This is a genomic window from Rhizobium sp. CAU 1783 (genome assembly GCF_054551725.1).
On the sequence record NZ_JBTOLM010000001.1, the window covers coordinates 599,076 to 617,254 of the forward strand.

Annotated in this window: 17 protein-coding genes; 6 read left to right on the plus strand and 11 right to left on the minus strand. The window is 64.6% G+C overall.

From position 1 onward, the window contains the following. Positions 1-51 precede the first annotated feature (51 nt). Positions 52-933: a DMT family transporter gene (locus tag ACX93L_RS02665; RefSeq protein WP_459404130.1), complete on the plus strand. Its 882-nt coding sequence runs from the start codon at positions 52-54 to the stop codon at positions 931-933. Positions 934-1,001: 68 nt separating this feature from the next. Here the strand turns inward: ACX93L_RS02665 and ACX93L_RS02670 are convergent, their stop codons facing one another. The 6 genes from ACX93L_RS02670 to ACX93L_RS02695 form a co-directional block, all read right to left on the minus strand. Then, a complete protein-coding gene (locus tag ACX93L_RS02670) occupies positions 1,002-1,301 on the minus strand; it encodes a hypothetical protein (protein ID WP_459403397.1) in 300 nt (99 codons plus the stop codon). Between the two features lie 291 nt (positions 1,302-1,592). Next, positions 1,593-2,999, minus strand: a complete 1,407-nt coding sequence (locus ACX93L_RS02675) for a DEAD/DEAH box helicase (RefSeq protein ID WP_459403398.1) — start codon at positions 2,997-2,999, stop codon at positions 1,593-1,595. 328 nt (positions 3,000-3,327) lie between these two features. Continuing rightward, a complete protein-coding gene (locus ACX93L_RS02680; RefSeq protein WP_459403399.1) occupies positions 3,328-4,236 on the minus strand; it encodes a purple acid phosphatase family protein in 909 nt (302 codons plus the stop codon). A gap of 67 nt (positions 4,237-4,303) precedes the next feature. Continuing rightward, positions 4,304-5,650, minus strand: coding sequence for a sensor histidine kinase (locus ACX93L_RS02685; protein WP_459403400.1), 1,347 nt, complete (start codon positions 5,648-5,650; stop codon positions 4,304-4,306). Next, the gene (locus tag ACX93L_RS02690; protein ID WP_459403401.1) at positions 5,647-6,312 is read right to left on the minus strand and encodes a response regulator transcription factor; all 666 of its coding nucleotides are present in this window, start codon (positions 6,310-6,312) and stop codon (positions 5,647-5,649) included. Before ACX93L_RS02690 ends, ACX93L_RS02685 begins: the two co-directional genes overlap by 4 nt. Further along, complete coding sequence (locus ACX93L_RS02695) at positions 6,312-6,623, minus strand: PepSY domain-containing protein (protein WP_459403402.1); 312 nt, start codon at positions 6,621-6,623, stop codon at positions 6,312-6,314. The genes ACX93L_RS02690 and ACX93L_RS02695 overlap by 1 nt, the downstream gene beginning before the upstream one ends. Before the next feature lie 172 nt (positions 6,624-6,795). Between ACX93L_RS02695 and ACX93L_RS02700 the strand changes: the two genes are divergently transcribed. Together ACX93L_RS02700 and ACX93L_RS02705 are read left to right on the plus strand one after the other, a co-directional pair. Further along, positions 6,796-7,071, plus strand: coding sequence for a PepSY domain-containing protein (locus ACX93L_RS02700; protein WP_459403403.1), 276 nt, complete (start codon positions 6,796-6,798; stop codon positions 7,069-7,071). After that, entirely contained in the window at positions 7,071-7,643 is a 573-nt protein-coding gene (locus ACX93L_RS02705) for a cytochrome b/b6 domain-containing protein (protein WP_459403404.1), read from the plus strand. The genes ACX93L_RS02700 and ACX93L_RS02705 overlap by 1 nt, the downstream gene beginning before the upstream one ends. Before the next feature lie 91 nt (positions 7,644-7,734). Here the strand turns inward: ACX93L_RS02705 and ACX93L_RS02710 are convergent, their stop codons facing one another. Genes ACX93L_RS02710 through ACX93L_RS02720 form a run of 3 tightly spaced genes read right to left on the minus strand, consistent with a single transcriptional unit; the run spans position 7,735 to position 9,479 of the window. Beyond that, complete coding sequence (locus ACX93L_RS02710; protein ID WP_459403405.1) at positions 7,735-8,046, minus strand: DUF1905 domain-containing protein; 312 nt, start codon at positions 8,044-8,046, stop codon at positions 7,735-7,737. Between the two features lie 7 nt (positions 8,047-8,053). Further along, positions 8,054-9,172 (minus strand): DNA alkylation repair protein, encoded by a 1,119-nt coding sequence (locus ACX93L_RS02715; RefSeq protein ID WP_459403406.1) that lies wholly within the window; start codon positions 9,170-9,172, stop codon positions 8,054-8,056. A gap of 7 nt (positions 9,173-9,179) precedes the next feature. Then, a complete protein-coding gene (locus tag ACX93L_RS02720) occupies positions 9,180-9,479 on the minus strand; it encodes a hypothetical protein (RefSeq protein ID WP_459403407.1) in 300 nt (99 codons plus the stop codon). Between the two features lie 87 nt (positions 9,480-9,566). On the opposite strand from ACX93L_RS02720, the gene ACX93L_RS02725 reads away from it, so the two are divergent. Beyond that, a complete protein-coding gene (locus ACX93L_RS02725) occupies positions 9,567-10,247 on the plus strand; it encodes a helix-turn-helix transcriptional regulator (RefSeq protein ID WP_459403408.1) in 681 nt (226 codons plus the stop codon). A 4-nt stretch (positions 10,248-10,251) separates the two neighbouring features. Here the strand turns inward: ACX93L_RS02725 and ACX93L_RS02730 are convergent, their stop codons facing one another. Next, positions 10,252-11,838: a trimethylamine methyltransferase family protein gene (locus ACX93L_RS02730; protein ID WP_459403409.1), complete on the minus strand. Its 1,587-nt coding sequence runs from the start codon at positions 11,836-11,838 to the stop codon at positions 10,252-10,254. Positions 11,839-12,108: 270 nt separating this feature from the next. On the opposite strand from ACX93L_RS02730, the gene ACX93L_RS02735 reads away from it, so the two are divergent. After that, the gene (locus tag ACX93L_RS02735; RefSeq protein WP_459403410.1) at positions 12,109-16,185 is read left to right on the plus strand and encodes a PAS domain-containing protein; all 4,077 of its coding nucleotides are present in this window, start codon (positions 12,109-12,111) and stop codon (positions 16,183-16,185) included. Here the strand turns inward: ACX93L_RS02735 and mnmD are convergent. Then, positions 16,159-16,938, minus strand: coding sequence for a tRNA (5-methylaminomethyl-2-thiouridine)(34)-methyltransferase MnmD (mnmD, locus tag ACX93L_RS02740; protein WP_459403411.1), 780 nt, complete (start codon positions 16,936-16,938; stop codon positions 16,159-16,161). The two genes, ACX93L_RS02735 and mnmD, sit on opposite strands and share 27 nt — an antisense overlap. On the opposite strand from mnmD, the gene ACX93L_RS02745 reads away from it, so the two are divergent. After that, on the plus strand, positions 16,937-18,115 hold the full coding sequence (locus tag ACX93L_RS02745) for an NAD(P)/FAD-dependent oxidoreductase (protein WP_459403412.1): 1,179 nt from the start codon (positions 16,937-16,939) through the stop codon (positions 18,113-18,115). The genes mnmD and ACX93L_RS02745 overlap by 2 nt on opposite strands. Positions 18,116-18,179: the final 64 nt, after the last annotated feature.

The window sequence follows — 18,179 nt, forward strand, 5'->3', positions numbered from 1 at the left end:
GGGCGGACGGCAGGTGTTCCGACAGCCTTGCTTATTGGGAAAACCGTCATGCTGCTCAATCGCCTTGCGCCCGCGCTTTTCGTCGTCCTGTGGTCAACGGGCTGGGTGGTCGCCAAGTATGCCGACCTCTTCGCCGATCCGCTGACCTTCCTGGTGCTCCGCTACAGCGTCGCGGTCGTGCTCTTCTACCTGGTCTGTCGTTTCAGCGGGGTCATCTGGCCGAGAAGCCGCGAGGCTGTCCTCCATGCGGTGGTGTCCGGTATGTTCCTGCACGGCCTTTACCTCGGCATGGTGTGGTGGGCGATAGGGCAGGGCGTTCCCGCCGCGCTCTCGGGCATCATCGCCGGCCTGCAGCCGCTGATGACCGGCATCGCCGCGGCCTTCCTGATCGGCGAGGCCCTGTCGGGCACGCAGCGGTTCGGCCTGGTGCTCGGCTTTGCGGGCATCGCCATTGCCGTGCTGCCGAACGTGCTTGCCCTCGACGCCGGCGCGATCCCGCTCTACGCGGTGGCGATCAATGTGCTCGCCATGGCCTGCGTCACCGTCGGGACGATCTACCAGAAGCGTTTCCTCAAGGAGGGGGACCTGCGGGCTGTCGCGACGCTGCAATATGTCGGCGCACTGATCGTCACCGTGCCGGCGGCCGTGGCGTTCGAGAACCTGCATGTGGAATGGGTCTTCGGCCTGTTCGCCGCGCTTGCCTGGTCAGTGCTCGGTATCTCGATGGGCGCGATCGCTCTGCTGCTCTACCTGATCCGGCGTGGCGACGTGTCGAAGGCGGCGTCGCTGATCTATCTCGTCCCGCCGCTCGCCGCCCTCGAGGCGGCCCTGTTCTTCGGCGAAAAGCTGACGCTGTCGATGATTTTGGGAACAGCGGTCGTCGTGGCTGGTGTCTATCTGACGAACCGGAAGGCTGACCGAACATCACGGTAAGGGGTGTCGGAGCGAAGGAATGATCCTGCCTTTCTCCGCCGACCGCCACGCAGACCGGCCAGGCAGAACTAGTTGCTCTTCGAATTGGCGAAGAGGTTCATTTCGGCTTGGACGTCGAAGCGCTTTCGCGCTTCTTTGATCTGGGGGGCATCGCAGCCTTCCCTGGCAATGACGTCCGAAATCGCCTTGTCGATCCTCCGGTAGCGTTCGACGGCGGCCTTGTCGATCGTCTTCTCGGTCGCGTCTTTGGACATTTGCATCAGCTTTTTCGTGGCGAAGATTCGCACGGTATTCATGTTCGCAAGGAACTTTGCTGCCTTTTGCTCATCCGGTTTCTCGCATCTTGATGCGACGGCGTTCGAGATCATGAACTGGTCGAAGATCTCCAGGATGTCGATCCTCGATTCTGCGGCCGCCGACGATACCAGTCCGAGAACCACCAGGACAACGACGGGCAATGGCAAGCTTCTCATCGCTGACCTCTTTCGCGGATGAATCGGTTTCTGCACCCATAGGATGCGTTTCAGTGACTAACACTAACCCGATCGCAGGGGCGAGTCACTTGAAGCCGTCTCGGCTTCCATCCGCAGAAAAAGAAGAAGGCGCGGCCGGGGCCGCGCCTTCTTGCATTGGACTGGTCTGTGCGCGGGCCGGCAGGCTCAGGCTTCGCGGCGACGGTTGCTGCGCTGCTGGTTGCCGCTGGGGCGACCCGAAGGCTTGCCGTGGGCGTTGGCCGGACGGCCTGCGCCGCCGTTGCCACCCTTGCGGTGGCCGGGCTTGCCTGCGGGACGACCTTCACCGGCCGGGCGGCCTTCGCCGTCATGCTTCTTGCGGCCGTCGGGACGGCCCTGGGCCTGGGCCTGATGGTTGCGGTTGTTGCCGCCACCGCCACCGCCGCCACGACGCTGCGGGCGGGCCGGGCGTGCGAGATTGGACGGGGCCTCGCCGGAGGCGACCGGGATGTCGATGCCCATCAGGCGTTCGACGTCGCGCAGGAGGCGGCCTTCGTCGGGACCGCAGAACGCGATCGCGATGCCATCGCGGCCGGCGCGGGCGGTACGACCGATGCGGTGGACATAGGCATCCGGCACTTCCGGAAGGTCGTAGTTGAAGACGTGGCTGACGGCCGGGATGTCAATGCCGCGGGCGGCGACGTCGGTGGCGATCAGCGTACGGATCTCGCCGTCACGGAAGCCCTTCAGGGCGCGCTCGCGCTGACCCTGGCTCTTGTTGCCGTGAATCGAGGCGACGGAGAAGCCGGTGATGTCGAGATGCTTCATCAGCTTCTCGGCGCCGTGCTTGGTGCGCAGGAAGACGATCGAGCGGCCGTCCGGATTGTCGGTGAGGATCTTCTTCAGCATTTCCGTCTTGGCGTTCTGGCCGGCGACGAAGTGCACATACTGCTCGACCTTGTCGGCGGCCTTGCCCGGAGGCGAGACTTCCACCTTGACCGGATCGGTCAGGAAGCTTGCAGCGAGATCGGCGATCGCCTTCGGCATGGTGGCCGAGAACAGCAGGGTCTGGCGCTTGGCCGGAACCATCTTCGAGATCTTGCGCAGGTCGTGGATGAAGCCGAGGTCGAGCATCTGGTCGGCCTCGTCGAGCACCAGATAGGTGACGGCGCGCAGCGAGATGGCGTTACGGGCGATCAGGTCGAGCAGGCGGCCCGGGGTGGCGACGAGGATGTCGGTGCCCTTTTCGAGCTGCAGCTGCTGCTTGCCGATCGAGGCGCCGCCGACGACCTGGTTGACCCGCAGCGGGGTCTTCTTGATGAAGGCGCGCAGGTTGTCGCCGATCTGGTTCACCAGTTCGCGGGTCGGGGCGAGGATCAGGGTGCGGGTGGTGCGGTTGTCGGGACGCGTCGGGTTGGCGAGCAGCATCTCGATCAGCGGCAGGCCGAAGGCTGCCGTCTTGCCGGTGCCGGTCTGGGCGAGACCGATCAGGTCGCGGCCGGACAGCACAACCGGGATACCCTTCACCTGGATCGGGGTCGGGGTTTCGTAACCGATGGCTGCGACGGTGGCGACAATGTTCTTGGACAGGCCAAGCTCATGAAAGTTGGTCAATTCTAATACCTTTTCGGGGCGCCACGCGGCATCGGGCCAAATCGCGTCCTGCGATCTGCCTGCCTCGTAGCGTCAAGAACCCCGCGTGAATTGGGAACTTGTAAGTTGGAAAAAGCTTTCCAGCGCGTCGGCTGTGATAACAGCCATTTCTTCGTGCGCTTTGTATCCTTCTTCGCGTCATGTTCGATCGCGGGCACGCTCACGCGGCGTCCGGAAGGTGAAAGCTGACCTGCAGATGGGCCTTTCGCGCTGGAAAGTCAAGGAAATGTTTTTGCGTTGCGGCAATTGACGTTGACGGGCGCCGCATTCGCCGTCCGTTGAGGACGGTTCAGATGCCGAGGTCGCGGCTGTAGAGCAGGGCCGCCTTGTCGTCGAAAAATGATGCGGTGCCGCCCTTCGCCTTGAGCTCGATAAGAAGAAAGCCCGGACCGGGGGAAGCGAACAGGCTTTTTTCGTGCCAGCGCATCGGACGTGTACGGCTGCCACTGCCCGAGACGAAATAGGCGACCATTTCCGATTGGATTGCCTCGAGGTCGTGATCGTGACCGCAGAGGTACATGGCGACGCCGTAGCGGTCGAGAAGCGGTTTCAGCTTGCGGATCATCTCGTCGTTGTCGCCGTGTTCTCCGCCGGAAAAAACCGGGTGGTGACCGACGACGATCTTCCACCGGGCCGTGCTCGCCGCAAGCTCGGCTTCCAGCCACGTCAGCTGTTCGTCAGGCTTTTCCGAGAAGAGGCGTCCGAACCAATCGTCCCGCTTCAGGTGCTGCGTATCGAGGAAGAAGAAGTCGGCCGCAGAGCCGGGCAGCGCCTTGCTGATCTTGTAGTAGCGCGCCGGCATGGTCCAACGCTTGTTCTTGCGGGTATAGGCGAGCTGGGCGTCGGTATTGCCGCTGTAGTCGTGATTGCCGAGCACCACATACCACGGAACCTGCAGGGCGGGGGCGGTGTAGATGTCCTCGAAGGCCTTTTGCCACAGAGGATCCGTCACACTCGATACGCCCCTTTCGTAGAAGTTGTCTCCGGTCGAGACAACGAAGGAGACGGCATGCTTCTCGCCGATCTTTCCCATGGCGGTGGCGACAGCCGAAGCGGTCTCACGGGATCCGGCATCCCCCCAGTCTCCGACGACAAGGAAAGAAAGGGGTGCCGAACCAGCGGCGCTCGCCGGGGCTGCCATGCCGAGCGCCAGTGAAGCCAGGATGCCCTCCAAGAAGTCGCGGCGGGTATGATGCATGATCTGTCGTCCTTCCCGGATGCGCGGTCCTCGCCGCATCCTGTCGTTCGCCACGGCATCGGCCGGGCTAAAATGTAACTGTAACCCTCAAACCGCCGCCGCCGCGATTCTCGATGGCCACGCGGAGGTCGTAGACGGAGGCGATGTCCTTGACGATCGACAGGCCGAGCCCGGTGCCGGGCTTCTGGCTGTCGAGGCGGATGCCGCGCTCCATGATCTGTTCGATGCCGTCAGGATCGGCGCCCGGGCCGTCATCCTCGATCACCAGCACGGGCCGTTCGCCGTGACGGCGAAGCACGATGCCGATCGCCGAATGGCTCCACTTCACGGCATTGTCGATCACGTTTCCGAGCAGTTCCTCGAGGTCGTTGGGATCGACGCCGACCACGACGCTCGGCGGCACCTCCACCGTCCAGGCGAGTTCCTCGCCGCGCGGCGTTCGTTTCAGCGTCCGCACGATCCTGTCCACGGCAGTCGCGACGTCTGCATCGGAGCCGCGCAGCTCCGCGGTTGCGGCGATCCGGCTGCGGGTCAGTTCGCGCTCGACATGAGCCTGCATGACGGAGGCAAGGTGGGTGAGTTCGTCGGCAATGTCGGTCTGGCCGCGCTCGCGCAGGGTCTCCGCGTCGTTTGCCACCACGGTCAACGGCGTCTTCAGGCCGTGGGCGAGGTCGGCGGAGCGGGCGCGCGCCTTGGCGATGATCTCGGACTGGGCGTCGAGCAGCTTGTTCACCGCGTCGACCACACCCTGCATCTCCCGCGGATAACGGCCGGTCATGCGCTCGGCCTTGCGCTCGCGGATGCGGTTCAGGCCTTCGCTGAGCGAGGAGATCGGCTTCAGCCCGAAGGTCAGCTGGGCGAGCGAGGCGGCAATCAGAAACACCGCGAGCGCGGCCATGTAGGGAATGACGTCGAGGGTGAAGGCGCGCTGGGCCTCGGTCACGACGCTTTCGTCGATCGCGACGGCAACCCTGACCGGACGCGCGCCTCCAGGGGACGAGAAGATGAACTTGCGCTCCTGGACGATCAGCGGTGCGCCCTCCGGGCCGGGCAGGCGGTACCGGTGGACGATGCCCTGTTCCTGCGCATCGTCGGGCAGGGGAAGAACATAATCCCAGAGCGAGGGCGAGCGCAGCTGCCGATGCTTCACGTCGTCCTCAATCTGCCAGTAGAGGCCGCCATAGGGCTGCTCGAAGCGCCGGTCTGTGGGGCCGGCAGGCTTCTCCAGCGTGCCATCCGCCGCAAACTGCAGGGTGCCGGCGAAGAGGTTGATGTGGCCGGCGAGTTCCTCGTCGATGCGACGTTCGAGGCTGCGGGTGAACAGCGAGACGAAGACGAAGGCGGCGAGCGTCATCGCCAGAAGCACGCTTGCCGCGGAAACGATCAGGAAGCGGCCGCGGATCGAGTGTCTCAAGCCTCGTCTCCGCCGATCCGGTAGCCATAGCCGCGGCGGGTCGAGATCGTGTCCTTGCCGAGCTTCTTGCGCAGGCGTCCGATCAACACCTCGACCGAGTTGCTGTCGCGTTCGAAGTCCTGGGCATAGAGCTGTTCGGTCAGTTCCATCTGCGAGACGTTGCGGTCGCGGTTGTGGGCGAGGTGGGCGAGGCAGCGGTATTCGAGCGGGGTGAGGTCGACCGGACGTCCGGCACGGCTGACGGTGCGGTTGCGCGTGTCGATGCTGATCTCGCCGAGCTCCAGGACGGGACTGGCCTGGCCGACGCTGCGGCGAATGATGGCCCTCAGGCGCGCGAGAAGTTCGGCCATCTGGAAGGGTTTCGTCAGGTAGTCGTCGGCGCCGGCGTCGATGCCCTCGACCCGTTCCTGCCAGTTGCCGCGGGCGGTGAGGATCAGGACCGGCATCTGGCGACCGGCGGCGCGCCAGCGTTTCAGGACCGTCAGGCCGTCCATGCCGGGTAGTCCGAGGTCGAGCACGACCGCGGCAAAATCCTCTTCGTCTCCGGTAAACCAACCCGACTCGCCGTCGCTCTCGTGCACGACGACAAAGCCGGCACGTTCGAGGTGCAGGGTCACGTCACGCGCGATCAGCGGGTCGTCCTCGATCAGCAGCAGCCGCATTATTCGTTCTCGATCTCCAGGATTTCGCCGGTGGCAGCCTGGACCTCCACCTCGAGTACATGGCCGTCGCCGCGCAAGACGCGGAATTCGTAGATCAGCTGCTGCTTCTCGCGGTCTAGCTTCACGGACACGATTTCTCCGGTAATGCGCTTGAGGACGATGCGCCGCAACTCCGCGAGTGGTTTCGCCTCGCCCCGGTCGACGGCCGCCCGTATGGCCTCGTGGGTGTCATCGTCGTTGTCGTCGGCGCGTGCTGCCGCGGGCTGGGCGAGCGACAGGGCGAGCATTGCCGGCAAGATGCTTGCCTGCATGATCCGTCGATACCCCTTTGCTGCCCTGAAAGTCATCCGCGTTCATTAGCATGGCAAAGCTGAAATTTCGCTGACATTCCTCGTCAGTTATCTCTCAGCCCGCGACGGCTAGCTTCTGCGTCAACGGTCGACGGCAATCCTGCTGCGACCGCAACGACGAAGGATACGTCTCATGAAAAAGCTCATTCTCGCTTCCCTCCTGGCAACCGTCGCTTTCGGCGCGGCAGCACGCGCCGAGAGTGAACAGTCCTGTGGCAACGCTCCGAAGGACAAGTGGATGACCGAAGACGCCCTGAAGGCCAAGGCCACCGGCATGGGCTTCGACGTGCGCCAGGTGAAGGTCGAGGACGGCTGCTATGAAGTGTACGGCATCAAGGACGGCAAGAAGGTCGAGGCAATCTTCAATCCCGAAACCGGCGAACAGGTCGGCGCCGAAGGTGACGAATGATGGCTGATGCCTCGCAGGAACTGCAAGGCGCTCGTTCCGCCCGCGAAACGCGGGCGGAATGGATCAAAGTCTGGGATCCTTTCGTCAGACTCTTTCACTGGTCGCTGGTGGGGCTCTTTGCCTTTTCCTATGCCACGGGCGACGAGTGGAAGTCGGCGCATGTCGTCTCGGGCTATCTGATCGGCAGCCTGATCGCCATGCGGGTGCTGTGGGGGCTTTTCGGCTCCGAGCACGCCCGTTTCGTCAACTTCATCTACAGTCCGGTAACCGTCCTGTCTTTTCTGGCAGACACCGCCCGGATGCGGGCCAAGCGCTATATCGGTCACAATCCGGCCGGCGGAGCGATGGTGATCGCCCTTCTCCTGACGGTCGGCGGCATTGCCACGACCGGCTACATGATGACGACCGATGCCTATTGGGGCATCGAATGGGTCGAGGACACCCACAAGATCCTGGTAAATGTGGCGCTGGGCCTGATCGCCCTGCATGTCGCGGGCGTGGTGCTGGCCAGCGTCGAGCACGGCGAGAACCTCGTGCGAGCCATGGTGACCGGCCGCAAACGCAGCCAGTGAGCGCTGGTTTTCGGCCGGGGAGAGTAGCCTCCGTGTGAACACGGCCGAGAAGAGGGCCCTGGTCGGCACCCCCGACCGGGGCTTTTTCGCGTCAGGCGTGGCGCAGGCCCGTCCTCAGGGTCAGCGCGACCCGGTCGCCCTCCTTCACGTCTTCCCTCAGCCTGACCGCCGCCTTGAGCGGGAGCATGTAGGTCTCCCTCCCGCTGTCGGGGAAGAGCGATGTCTTCCATTCGGTTCCGCCGAGCCGTGCCCATACGGTGATGGCACCGAGTGCATTGGCCCGGTCTGCCCAGAAGAAGCGGATCTCGGCAGCTGCGTCGGACGGCAGAAAGATCGCATGCCAGCCGCGCGGTCCGTCGAACCGGACGATCTCGGCGGTCAACTGAATCTCATGATCCGACATCGGTCTCTCACGCGTCTCCCCGTTGCTCCCCACCGGCCAGAACGAAGGCGCCGCCGGCGAGGACCGCGCCGTTGATGGCGATTTCCAGCCGATGTTCGCCGGGGTAATAGGTTCGTGTCGTGATCGGGCGCAAGGCATGGCGCTTGCCGAAGACCTTTCGTTCGCCGGCATCGAGCGTCAGGCTCGTTCCCTTGAACACCTTGGGCGACAGGGTGCCGTCCTTGCGGCGATGATGAATGGCATAGTCGAGCATTACCGTTTCACGCGCCGTGCCGGTGTTTTCAAGCGCGACCTCGAATTCCAGCGTGCCGGGGAAGGGTACGGTCGTTTGCGCGATCGTGAGCGTCGCCGTGACAGTTTCGAGCCGCGCGAAGCCGAAATTGGCAAGCGCCTTCGGATGGCCCTTCTTGATCAGCGTGCGGGACGCGTGTTTCAGCAGCCAACGCCGGTTCGCCGAGGCATCGCCGATGTGGCGTTCGACGAAATCGGCAACGAGATCGGGGTGATCCTTGGCGATGTCGTTCAGGCTGTTGGCGACCGAACGGCGCACATAGTCCTCGCCGTCGTCGATGAGGGCCTCGATGATCGGCAGGATCGGCGCGGGGTCGCGGACGAGCGAGGGAAGCCGCATCGCCCAGGGTAGGCGCGGGCGGGTGCCTTCGCTCGCGAGGCGACGGACATGCGGATCAGGGCTTTTCGTCCAGCCGGAGATCTCGGCGAGCGCGCGTTCCTGATCGCCATGGATGAAGGGCCTGATGCCGAATTCGGCAGTGAAATGCGGCGTCAGTCGCTTCAGGAGGTCGAGCGCCAGATCGAGGTGGCCGAGCCCGTTTGCCGCGATGTACTGGTTGAACGACAGCAACGCCCAGCCGCGCAGGCCGTTGCCGGTTCTGTCCGGCAGACAGGCGGCGAGGATCGGCTGCGCCTGCGCAAAGTCTTCCGGCAGGTGGAGGCGAAGCCCGTCGGCGATCAGCTGCCCGCGCTGCATGAGTTCGAGCGCGCCGATGCGGGGCAGGACGTGATCGAGAAAGGCCGTGGCCGAAAAGGCCGGCCAGGCCCGCGTCATGGCCTCCGCCGTGTCGCGGGCGGTCGCCTCATTGATCAGATGCTTGAGCTGTTCGGCCATTGTCGTTTCAGATCGCTTTCGTCGTTTCGAAATGTCCCATCACCGATACTGAGGCAATCTGCTGCATGTAAGGGGCAAAGGCCGGATCGGTGCGGACTTTCTCTGCGGCCGCCATGGCGGCCTCGTGGGTCTGCCACTCGACGATGTCGGCAATGGTGCCCGGCAGGTCGCGGGCGGTGAGCGCCTGCCAGGAGATGAAGCCCGGATAGCGGCGCACGGCCTGCATCGCCGCGGTTCGCGCGGCTTCGGCGGCGGGATCGTCCTTTACCGTGCAGATGACGACTTCGAGAATGGTGGAAGGGGGCATGGGATGGTCTCCTGTCTGATGAACGGGCTTGACCTATCACAGGGCTACTGACAGCCTTGTGGCCACTATAAATCTCGGGAGCATGCCATGAGGCCGGCCGACCGTCTGTTCAGGATCATCCAAGTGATGCGCGCCACCGGGCGGGCGATGACGGCGGCCGAGATTGCGGCGCTGATGGAGGTCGCGCCGCGCACGATCTACCGCGACATGGAGCATCTGATCGCGTCCGGGGCGCCGATCGAGGGCGAACGCGGTGTCGGCTACATGCTGCGCGAGGCCTTCGACGCGCCGCCGTTGACGTTTACCTTCGAACAGCTGGAAGCGCTCGCCTTCGGCCTCAGGGCCGTCGAGATGCTGGGGGATCCGACGCTCGGCCAGGCGGCACGCGAAGCGCGCGACAAGATGCTCGCCATCCTGCCGCCCGGCCATGGCCGGCGGCTCGTCGACGCGCCGATCCACGCCTTCCGCTCCGCCGCGCAGCCGGTGCCGCCGGAGTGCCTCGGCGACATCCGCACCGCGCTGTCGGCAAAACGAAAGGTTTGGATCGCCTATCACTCCCTCAAGGACGAACGCAGCCGCCGCGTCGTCTGGCCCCTCGGGCTAAGCGCCTTCGGCGCACTCTGGGTGATGACCGCCTGGTGCGAAATGCGCGACGGCTTTCGCGACTTCCGCCTCGACCGGGTCGAGGACTGGAAGGTGCTCACCGACCGGTTTGAGCCCGGCGAGCAGCAGACCTATCAGGCCTATCTCGCCGGCCTTCGAAGCTGACGGATCAGAAATCCGTCGCCACGCCGCCTTCCGCCTTGCGCCGGGCGACGAAGGCGTCGAGCTCTTCCTCGACCGCGGGATCGATCGCCGGGCGCTCGTAGCGCGCCAGCGTTTCCTTGAAGATGCGGTTGGCATGGTCGTAGGTTGTCGGGCGGCCGGCTTCCGTCCAGGTCTCGAAGTTGCGCCAGTCTGACAGAATCGGGTTGTAGAAGGCGTTCTCGTAGCGGGCGAGCGTGTGGGCCGTGCCGAAATAGTGACCGCCCGGACCGACGTCGCGCACGGCGTCGAGCGCCAACGCATCGGGGCTGACGTCGAGCGGTTTCAGGAATTCGGCGACCATCTGCAGCATGTCGACGTCGAGGATGAACTTTTCGAAGGAGGCGGTGAGGCCGCCCTCGCTCCAGCCGGCGGCGTGCATGATGAAATTGCCGCCGCCTTGCGTCAGCGCCCACAGCGACATGGCGGATTCATAGGCCGCCTGTGCGTCGATTGTGTTGGAGGCGTTGGTGTTCGAGGTGCGGTAGGGGATGCCGTAGCGGCGGGCAAGTTGGCCGCCGGCGATCACCGCCTTCATGTATTCTGGCGTCCCGAAAGCCGGCGCTCCTGTTTTCATGTCGACGTTGGAGGTGAAGCCGCCATACATCACCGGTGCGCCCTTGCGGACCATCTGGGTGAAGGCGATGCCGCACAGCGCCTCGGCATTCTGCTGGACGAGGGCACCGGCAATGGTCACCGGCGCCATGGCACCGGCCAGCGTGAAGGGTGTCATCACCACGACCTGGTTGCGCGACGACATCTCGATGATCCCCTGCAGCATCGGCCCGTCGAGTCTCAGCGGCGAGGAGGAGTTGATGACGGTGAACAGCGACGGCTCGGCGTCGAGCTGGTCGTGCGAGATGCCGCGGCCGATGCGGGCGATCTCGAGCGCATCGAGATTGCGCTGGCGGCCGAGCGAATAGCAATGGAAGACCTTGTCGGTCAGCTTGACCATGTCGGAGAGGCAGTCGAGGTGGCGAACCGAGGCGTGGATGTCGATCGGCTCGACCGGATAGCCGCCGGTGAGATGAATGACGTCGTAGGACTGGGCCAGCTTCACGAGCTTGCGGTAGTCCTCCTGGTTGCCGGCGCGGCGGCCGCCCTCGCGGTCTGCGACGAAGGGGGCGCTTGCCACCTGGGCGAAGACCAGGTTCTTGCCGCCGATCCGGACATTGCGGGCCGGGTTTCGGGCGTGCATGGTGAACTCGCCGGGCGCCGAGGCGATCATCTCTTCGATCAGTCCGCGGTCGAAGCGCACGCGCTCGGTGCCCTCCGTAACGTCGGCGCCGGCCGCCCGCATGCGCTCGCGTGCCTCCGGCAGCATGACGTCCATGCCGATCTCTTCCAAAACCGTCAGCGATGTCTGGTGGATATCCTCAAGCGCTTCCGGATCGAGTAGCTCGGTGCGGGCCAGACGATTGACCAGGTTCAGGTATTTCGATCCATCGGAGAAACGGACACGCTCGGCGCCACGACCGCCGCTGCGGCGTCTGCGCTCCGACGGCGCGCCGGTGCTATCAGTCTCGGGCAAGGCAGAAGGCGTAATGTCGCTCATGGTCGATCCATTGTTTCAACTTCGACATCGAATTCTACGCAGGTTTCCGGTGCCGGTGTCCTAGCCAATTGCGACGAAAGCCCGGCTCAACTGGAACATCGGCAGGCCCGGCGGCGCGATAAGGAGCGCGATTCGCCGGAAGCGCGGACGACCGGGGCACCGGCGGTCCAATGCAATTTGAAGCGGCTGCGGGACCCGCGGTTACCTTGCGTTTACCATTCGAGAGCATTTTCGGGGGTAGAATATATTCTATTGGATACGGGTGGCGATTTGCTCAACTTAGCCTGCGAGAAGATCGCTGATCTGGAGGTGCCCGCCTTCATCAAGGACAGCGAGCTGCGGTACGTCGCCGTCAACGACGCCTATGCGCGCTTCTTCCGGCAGGAGCGGCAGGCGTTTGCCGGCAAGACTGACCGCGAGCTTTCCGGCAGGTTCGACAGTGACATGCGCGACGATCGCGAGCGCCAGGTCGTCGTTTTCGGTGACGAACAGACCACCCTTGTCTTCGATCCCTTTGGCACGGACCGCTATCCGCTGCGCATCGAGCGTTTCTTCGGCGACGACGATTCCATCTATCTGTTCGGCATGTTCGAGGAGGTGCCGCGCCGCGCGTCGGATGATCGGCCGCGCGATCCTGGCCGTGCGGCCCAAGCATCGGTCGAGGCATCGGTCGAGGCGACGGACCTAGACGCCGGTGACGAGGGCACCAACGAACTCTTCCGGGCGACGCTCGAGGACCTGCCCGTCGCCACCTATGTCCGCGACGCCTCGCACAGGATGGTGTTCGCCAACAGCGCCTATTCGCAGCTCGTCGGCCTTTCGCGCGAGCGGCTGATCGGCAAGGACGAGCGCGAGGCCTTCCCGGAACGGGGCGAGCAGTATCATGCGGAGAACCGCGGGATCTTCGAAAGCGGTCGCACCGTCGAAACGGAGGACCTGTTTCGCCGCGAGGACGGTAGCAGCATCCCGGTCATCACCCGCGCCAGCCGGATCGCCACGCCGAGCGGCGAACCCTTTCTCGTCGGTTCCGTTACGGATATCTCGACCTTGAAGGCGCGCGAGGCGCAGCTCATCGCGGCCCAGGCCGAGGCGGAGCAACTGCATGCGCATGTCGAGAGCCTGCTCCGCTCGCTTCCGGTCGGCGTTCTCATCCTGGACGAAAACCTCGTAATCGAGGATGCCAACGAAGCCTTCTACGCCATGCTGGAAGCGGACGAGCCGATCGACATGACCGGCTGGCACTATCGCGACTTCCTGGCCTTCATTGTTTCCCGCGGCGGCTCGGACAATGTCGAGCGGGATGTGGACATGCTCTTCGAGCGCCGTTTCGGGTCGCTCAAGGACAGCGACAACATCACCACGACGCGGGCCGAGACCCGCTGCGGCAAGGTGCTCGCCATTCGCGGCAAGCGCCTCGCCACCGGCAAGATCCTGATCACCTATTCCGACATTACCGACCTGCACCAGCGCGAGCAGGAAAGCGTGCTCTATCGCGCGGCAATCGAGCACTTGCCGGTGCCGGTCTTCATCCGCGACAGCGATCGCCGGCTGATCTTCGCCAATGCGGCCTACGAGGCGCTGCAGGGCGAGGATCGCACCAAGTTCTACGGCATGCGCGAGGAGGAGATGTTCCCGCGCTCCGGTCCGCAGCTGCGCGAGGACAATCTACGGCTCCTGGAGGACGGCCAACCGATCGAGCGGGCTCAAGATCTGCTGATGGCGGAGGATGTGACCCGTTCGGTGATCACCCGCCTCAATCGCATCGTCACGCCGGACAGTCACCGCTATCTCGTCGGTTCGATCACCGACGTGTCGCTGCTGAAGGCGCGGGAGCGCGAGTTGATGGCCGCGCAGGCGCACGCCGAAGAGCTCTACGGCGATCTCGAAAACATGTTGCGTATCATGCCGGTCGGCGTGGTGATCCTGACCAGCGACCTCCATGTCGAGTTTGCCAACCAGAAATGCCGCGAAATCTGGTGCTGGCCCGACGACGAGAAGATGGAAGGCCTGAGCTTCTACGACTACGCCAAGGTCAACGACCGGCGCGGCTGGGCCTGGCAGGGTATGGAGTTCGAGGCGGGCTATCAGAAACGCGTCGCCGAGTTCCGCTCGCTGAAGGGCACGAGTGCCCGCGAGCTTGCCTATGAGGACGGCAAGCATGTGCTGTCCACCATCACCCGGCTGCATGACGACAAGATCCTGCTCACCTATTCCGACCTGACCGAGATCCACCAGCGCGAGCGTGAGATCAACGAGGCGCGCGCGCAGCTGGAGCGGCTCGGCCAGTTCATGCAGGACGCCACGCGGGTCATGTCACAGGGCCTCGTTGTCATCGAGGACGGCGTCATCATCCAGTGCAACGATTCCTTCGCCCGCATGCTCGGCGTGCCGCAGCCGATGCTGGCCACCGGCCAAAGCTGGCATGCCTCCTTCGCCTATTGCGCCAAGCGGGGCGATTTCGGCGACGAGCCGATGGCCGTGCTGCGGGACTGGCAGGAGAAGGTCCGCTCGGGCAAGGGCTTTTCCTCCACCTTCCTCAGCGACGGCAAGACCTGGATCCAGATGGAGGCGACGGCGAGCGGCCGGGGCCACTGGATGGTGGTCTGCACCGACATCACCGACATCAAGAGCCGCGAGGAAGAGCTGAAGGTGCTGCTGGCCCGCAGCGAGGCGGCGGACAAGGCGAAGTCGGAATTCCTCGCCAACATGAGCCACGAGATCCGCACGCCGATGAACGGCGTGCTCGGCATGGCCGAACTGCTTGCCAAGTCTCCGCTCGATACCCGCCAGAAGACCTTCGTCGACATCATCGTCAAGTCGGGCAACGCGCTGCTGACCATCATCAACGACATCCTCGACTTCTCGAAGATCGATGCCGGACAGCTCAGGTTGCGTAAGGCCGCCTTCGATCCGGTCGAGGCGATCGAGGACGTCGCGACGTTGCTCTCGGCCTCGGCGGCAGAAAAGGACATCGAGCTCATCGTCCGTGGCGATGCAACGGTCCGCCACATGGTGTCCGGCGACCCGGGCCGTTTCCGGCAGATCGTCACCAATCTTGTCGGCAATGCGATCAAGTTCACCGAAAAGGGCCATGTGCTGATCGATCTTTCCAGCACGCCGTCGGACAGCTCGGAAGTCATGCTGACCATGAGGATCGAGGATACCGGAATCGGCATTCCGGAAGAAAAGCGGGCCTCGATCTTCGACAAGTTCTCGCAGGTCGACACGTCCTCGACCCGGCGCCACGAGGGAACCGGGCTGGGTCTTGCAATCACCGCCGGCCTCGTCGACCTGTTCGGTGGCTATATCGAGGTCGAGAGCACCCTCGGCCAGGGTTCGGTCTTCACCGTTCGCCTGCCGTTCGCGGTCGTCAACGAGCGCAACAAGCTCCAGCCGCTGCCGATCAACGTCAAGGGTGCCCGGATCCTCGTCATCGACGACAACGACATCAATCGGCGGATCCTGACCGAGCAGCTTGCGCTCTGGGGCTTCGACGGTCTTGCCGTCGAGAGCGGCCATGCGGCCATGGCGATCCTCGAAGAGGCCGATCGCGTGGGACTGTCCGTCGACGCGCTGATCATCGACTACCAGATGCCGGAGATGAATGGCATCGATGTCGCCCGCACGATCCGCGCCGACCGTCGTTTCGAGAAGATCGCCATGGTGTTCCTGACATCGATGGACATGGTCGGCGACGAGCGCATCTTCCAGCAACTGAACGTCCAGGCCCATCTGATGAAGCCGGCGCGCGCCAATCTGTTGCGCAGCGCGGTCGTCGAGGTGGTGCGGGCGGCGCGCCTCGGCGTTTCCGCAGTGACGGCGAGCCAGCCTTCGCTTGCCGCGGAGCCGCTGCGCCCGGCCGCGGCTCCTGCCGAGCCGAAGCCCTCCGGCCGGAGCCCCGTGATCCGACGCCCGTCTGAGGGGGTGGGAAGCTGCGACGTGCTGGTGGCCGAGGACAACGAGGTCAACCAGATCGTCTTCCGGCAGATCCTGCAGTCGAGCGACCTGACCTATCGCATCGTCGCCAACGGCCGGGAGGCCGTCGACGCCTGGCGGTCGCTCAATCCGCGGGTGATCCTGATGGATGTCTCGATGCCGGTGCTGAACGGCCATCAGGCGGCGCGCACGATCCGAGAGGCGGAACGGTCGGAAGGCGAGGGCTGGCACGTGCCGATCATCGGCGTGACCGCCCATGCACTCGATCTCGATCGCGAGCTCTGCCTGGCCGCCGGCATGGACGACTACCTGTCGAAGCCGATCAGCCCGGAACAGCTCGAGGAGAAGATCGCCCGCTGGCTGGGCCGTCCGGTTCGGGACGGATCAGCCTTCGGCGGCACCGGGGCCTGAGGGGCGCAACCCACACAGCATTTCCCGCTTGCCGGCAAAGCCCTTGCGGCGCTCCACCGCAAATCCGGTGGCGATCAGGTTGCGACGGACAAAGCCGGCAGCGGCGTAGGTGGCGAAGCTCCCGCCCGGCACCGTGTGATCATGCACCTGCTGCATCAGCTCCGGCGACCACATGGCCGCATTGCGGGCCGGGGCGAAACCATCCAGATACCAGGCGTCGAATTCCAGGGCCGAACGGCCGAGGCTTTCGAGCGCATCGCCGCAGCAGACGGTAAGGCGGGTCTGATTATCGAGCTCGATGTCGACGATACCGGAAGGCGCCTCCGGCCACCGGTCGGTCAGCACTTCCCGTTCCGCATCGATCTCGCTCCAGCGGGAAAGCGCCCGCGACAGTTCTTCCTTCTTCATCGGGTAGAGTTCGAAGGAGACGAAATGCAGCAGGGAGCCCGGCGTCCGGGTTTCCTTCCATTGCCGCCACGTCTCGCAGGCATTGAGCCCGGTGCCGAAGCCGAGTTCGCCGATCCGAAATGTTCCGGCTCTCTGCCAGCGCTCCGGCAGCCCGTTGCCGGAAAGGAAGACGTGGCCGCATTCCAGCCGCCCGTCGGTCTGGCAATAAAAGTGGTCGTCAAAGGCGGTCGAATAGGGCATATCGCCGTCGCGCCAAGTGAGTTCCCGGTTGTCCGGGCCGGCAGACGATGTCGAATCGGCCGGTGATGTCGAATTGGCCGGTAATGTCGAATTGGAATGTGCCATGACGAAAGCGGATACTGCCAGCCGGCTTGCCGGTCAATCACGCGTCGAGCTTCTGGTCGTCGGCGGTGGCGTGATGGGGCTGTGGGCGGCGCTGACGGCGGAGCGCCTCGGCATAGAGACGCTGCTGATCGACGAGGGCGCGCTTGCCCGGGGTGCGAGCGGCGGGTTGCTCGGGGCGCTGATGCCGCACATGCCGGACAAATGGAACGACAAGAAGCAGCTGCAGTTTGACGCGCTTCTTTCGCTGGAAGACGAGGTCCGTGCTCTCGAGGCCGAGACCGGCCTATCGGCCGGCTACCGCCGTTCCGGCCGGATCATCCCGCTGCCGAAGCCGCATCTTCGCAAGATTGCCGCGCGCCACGAGCTGGAAGCCGAGGTTAACTGGCGGGTCGGGGAGCGCCGTTTCGCCTGGCAGTTGCTCGACGTCTCGCCGGCGGGCGCGGGCTGGCCGGTCTCCGGGGTTTGCGGTTCCGGTCTCGTCCACGACACGTTTGCCGCCCGTGTTTCGCCGCGTGGCCTGACGGGCATGATCGTGAGCCGACTGCGCACGGCGCGGCATGTGCGGATTGTGGAGGGCAAGGGGCTCACCTCGCTTTCCGGAACGACGGCCCGGCTTGCCGACGGCGAGACCATCTCCTTCGGCCATTGCATCCTCGCCGCCGGTCACGCGGCCTTCCCGCTGCTGCAGTCGCTCGGCGTGCCGCTTGCGCAGCCGCTCGGCCAGCCGGTCAAGGGGCAGGCGGCTCTGCTCAAGGGCGATATCGATCCGGACCTGCCGCTTCTCTATCTCGACGGTCTTTACGTCGTGCCGCATGAGGGCGGCTATGCTGCGATCGGCAGCACCAGCGAGGACCGTTTCGACGCGCCGTTTGACACCGACGGACAGCTGGAAGACCTGATCAGACGGGCAATGGATCTCGCCCCGGCGCTGCGTTCAGCCGAAGTTGTAGAGCGTTGGGCAGGGCTCAGGCCCAAGGCGATCGACCGCGATCCGATGGTCGGTCCTCATCCCGACAATCCTCGCGTCATCGCGCTCACCGGCGGCTTCAAGGTCAGCTTCGGGATCGCCCATCGCCTCGCCGCGGAGGCCCTGGGCGTGGTTGCAGGCCGTGCCATGGCATTGCCTGCCGGCTTCCACCTCGACAACCATATTGCGGTTGCTGCACGCAGCGCGTGAGGTCTTTCCTCTTCTCCCTTCGTCATATTGTCACGCAAATCACCTAACTGCTTCGCATAACGGC

Excerpts from the sequence above, each read along its gene's own strand:
- ACX93L_RS02670 (WP_459403397.1), bottom strand. The coding sequence starts at position 1,301 with ATGATCTCGAACGCCGTCGCATCAAGATGCGAGAAACCGGATGAGCAA.
- ACX93L_RS02680 (WP_459403399.1), bottom strand. The coding sequence starts at position 4,236 with ATGCATCATACCCGCCGCGACTTCTTGGAGGGCATCCTGGCTTCACTG.
- ACX93L_RS02690 (WP_459403401.1), bottom strand. The coding sequence starts at position 6,312 with ATGCGGCTGCTGCTGATCGAGGACGACCCGCTGATCGCGCGTGACGTG.
- ACX93L_RS02695 (WP_459403402.1), bottom strand. The coding sequence starts at position 6,623 with ATGCAGGCAAGCATCTTGCCGGCAATGCTCGCCCTGTCGCTCGCCCAG.
- ACX93L_RS02700 (WP_459403403.1), top strand. The coding sequence starts at position 6,796 with ATGAAAAAGCTCATTCTCGCTTCCCTCCTGGCAACCGTCGCTTTCGGC.
- ACX93L_RS02705 (WP_459403404.1), top strand. The coding sequence starts at position 7,071 with ATGGCTGATGCCTCGCAGGAACTGCAAGGCGCTCGTTCCGCCCGCGAA.
- ACX93L_RS02710 (WP_459403405.1), bottom strand. The coding sequence starts at position 8,046 with ATGTCGGATCATGAGATTCAGTTGACCGCCGAGATCGTCCGGTTCGAC.
- ACX93L_RS02715 (WP_459403406.1), bottom strand. The coding sequence starts at position 9,172 with ATGGCCGAACAGCTCAAGCATCTGATCAATGAGGCGACCGCCCGCGAC.
- ACX93L_RS02720 (WP_459403407.1), bottom strand. The coding sequence starts at position 9,479 with ATGCCCCCTTCCACCATTCTCGAAGTCGTCATCTGCACGGTAAAGGAC.
- ACX93L_RS02725 (WP_459403408.1), top strand. The coding sequence starts at position 9,567 with ATGAGGCCGGCCGACCGTCTGTTCAGGATCATCCAAGTGATGCGCGCC.
- ACX93L_RS02730 (WP_459403409.1), bottom strand. The coding sequence starts at position 11,838 with ATGAGCGACATTACGCCTTCTGCCTTGCCCGAGACTGATAGCACCGGC.
- ACX93L_RS02745 (WP_459403412.1), top strand. The coding sequence starts at position 16,937 with ATGACGAAAGCGGATACTGCCAGCCGGCTTGCCGGTCAATCACGCGTC.
- mnmD (WP_459403411.1), bottom strand. The coding sequence starts at position 16,938 with ATGGCACATTCCAATTCGACATTACCGGCCAATTCGACATCACCGGCC.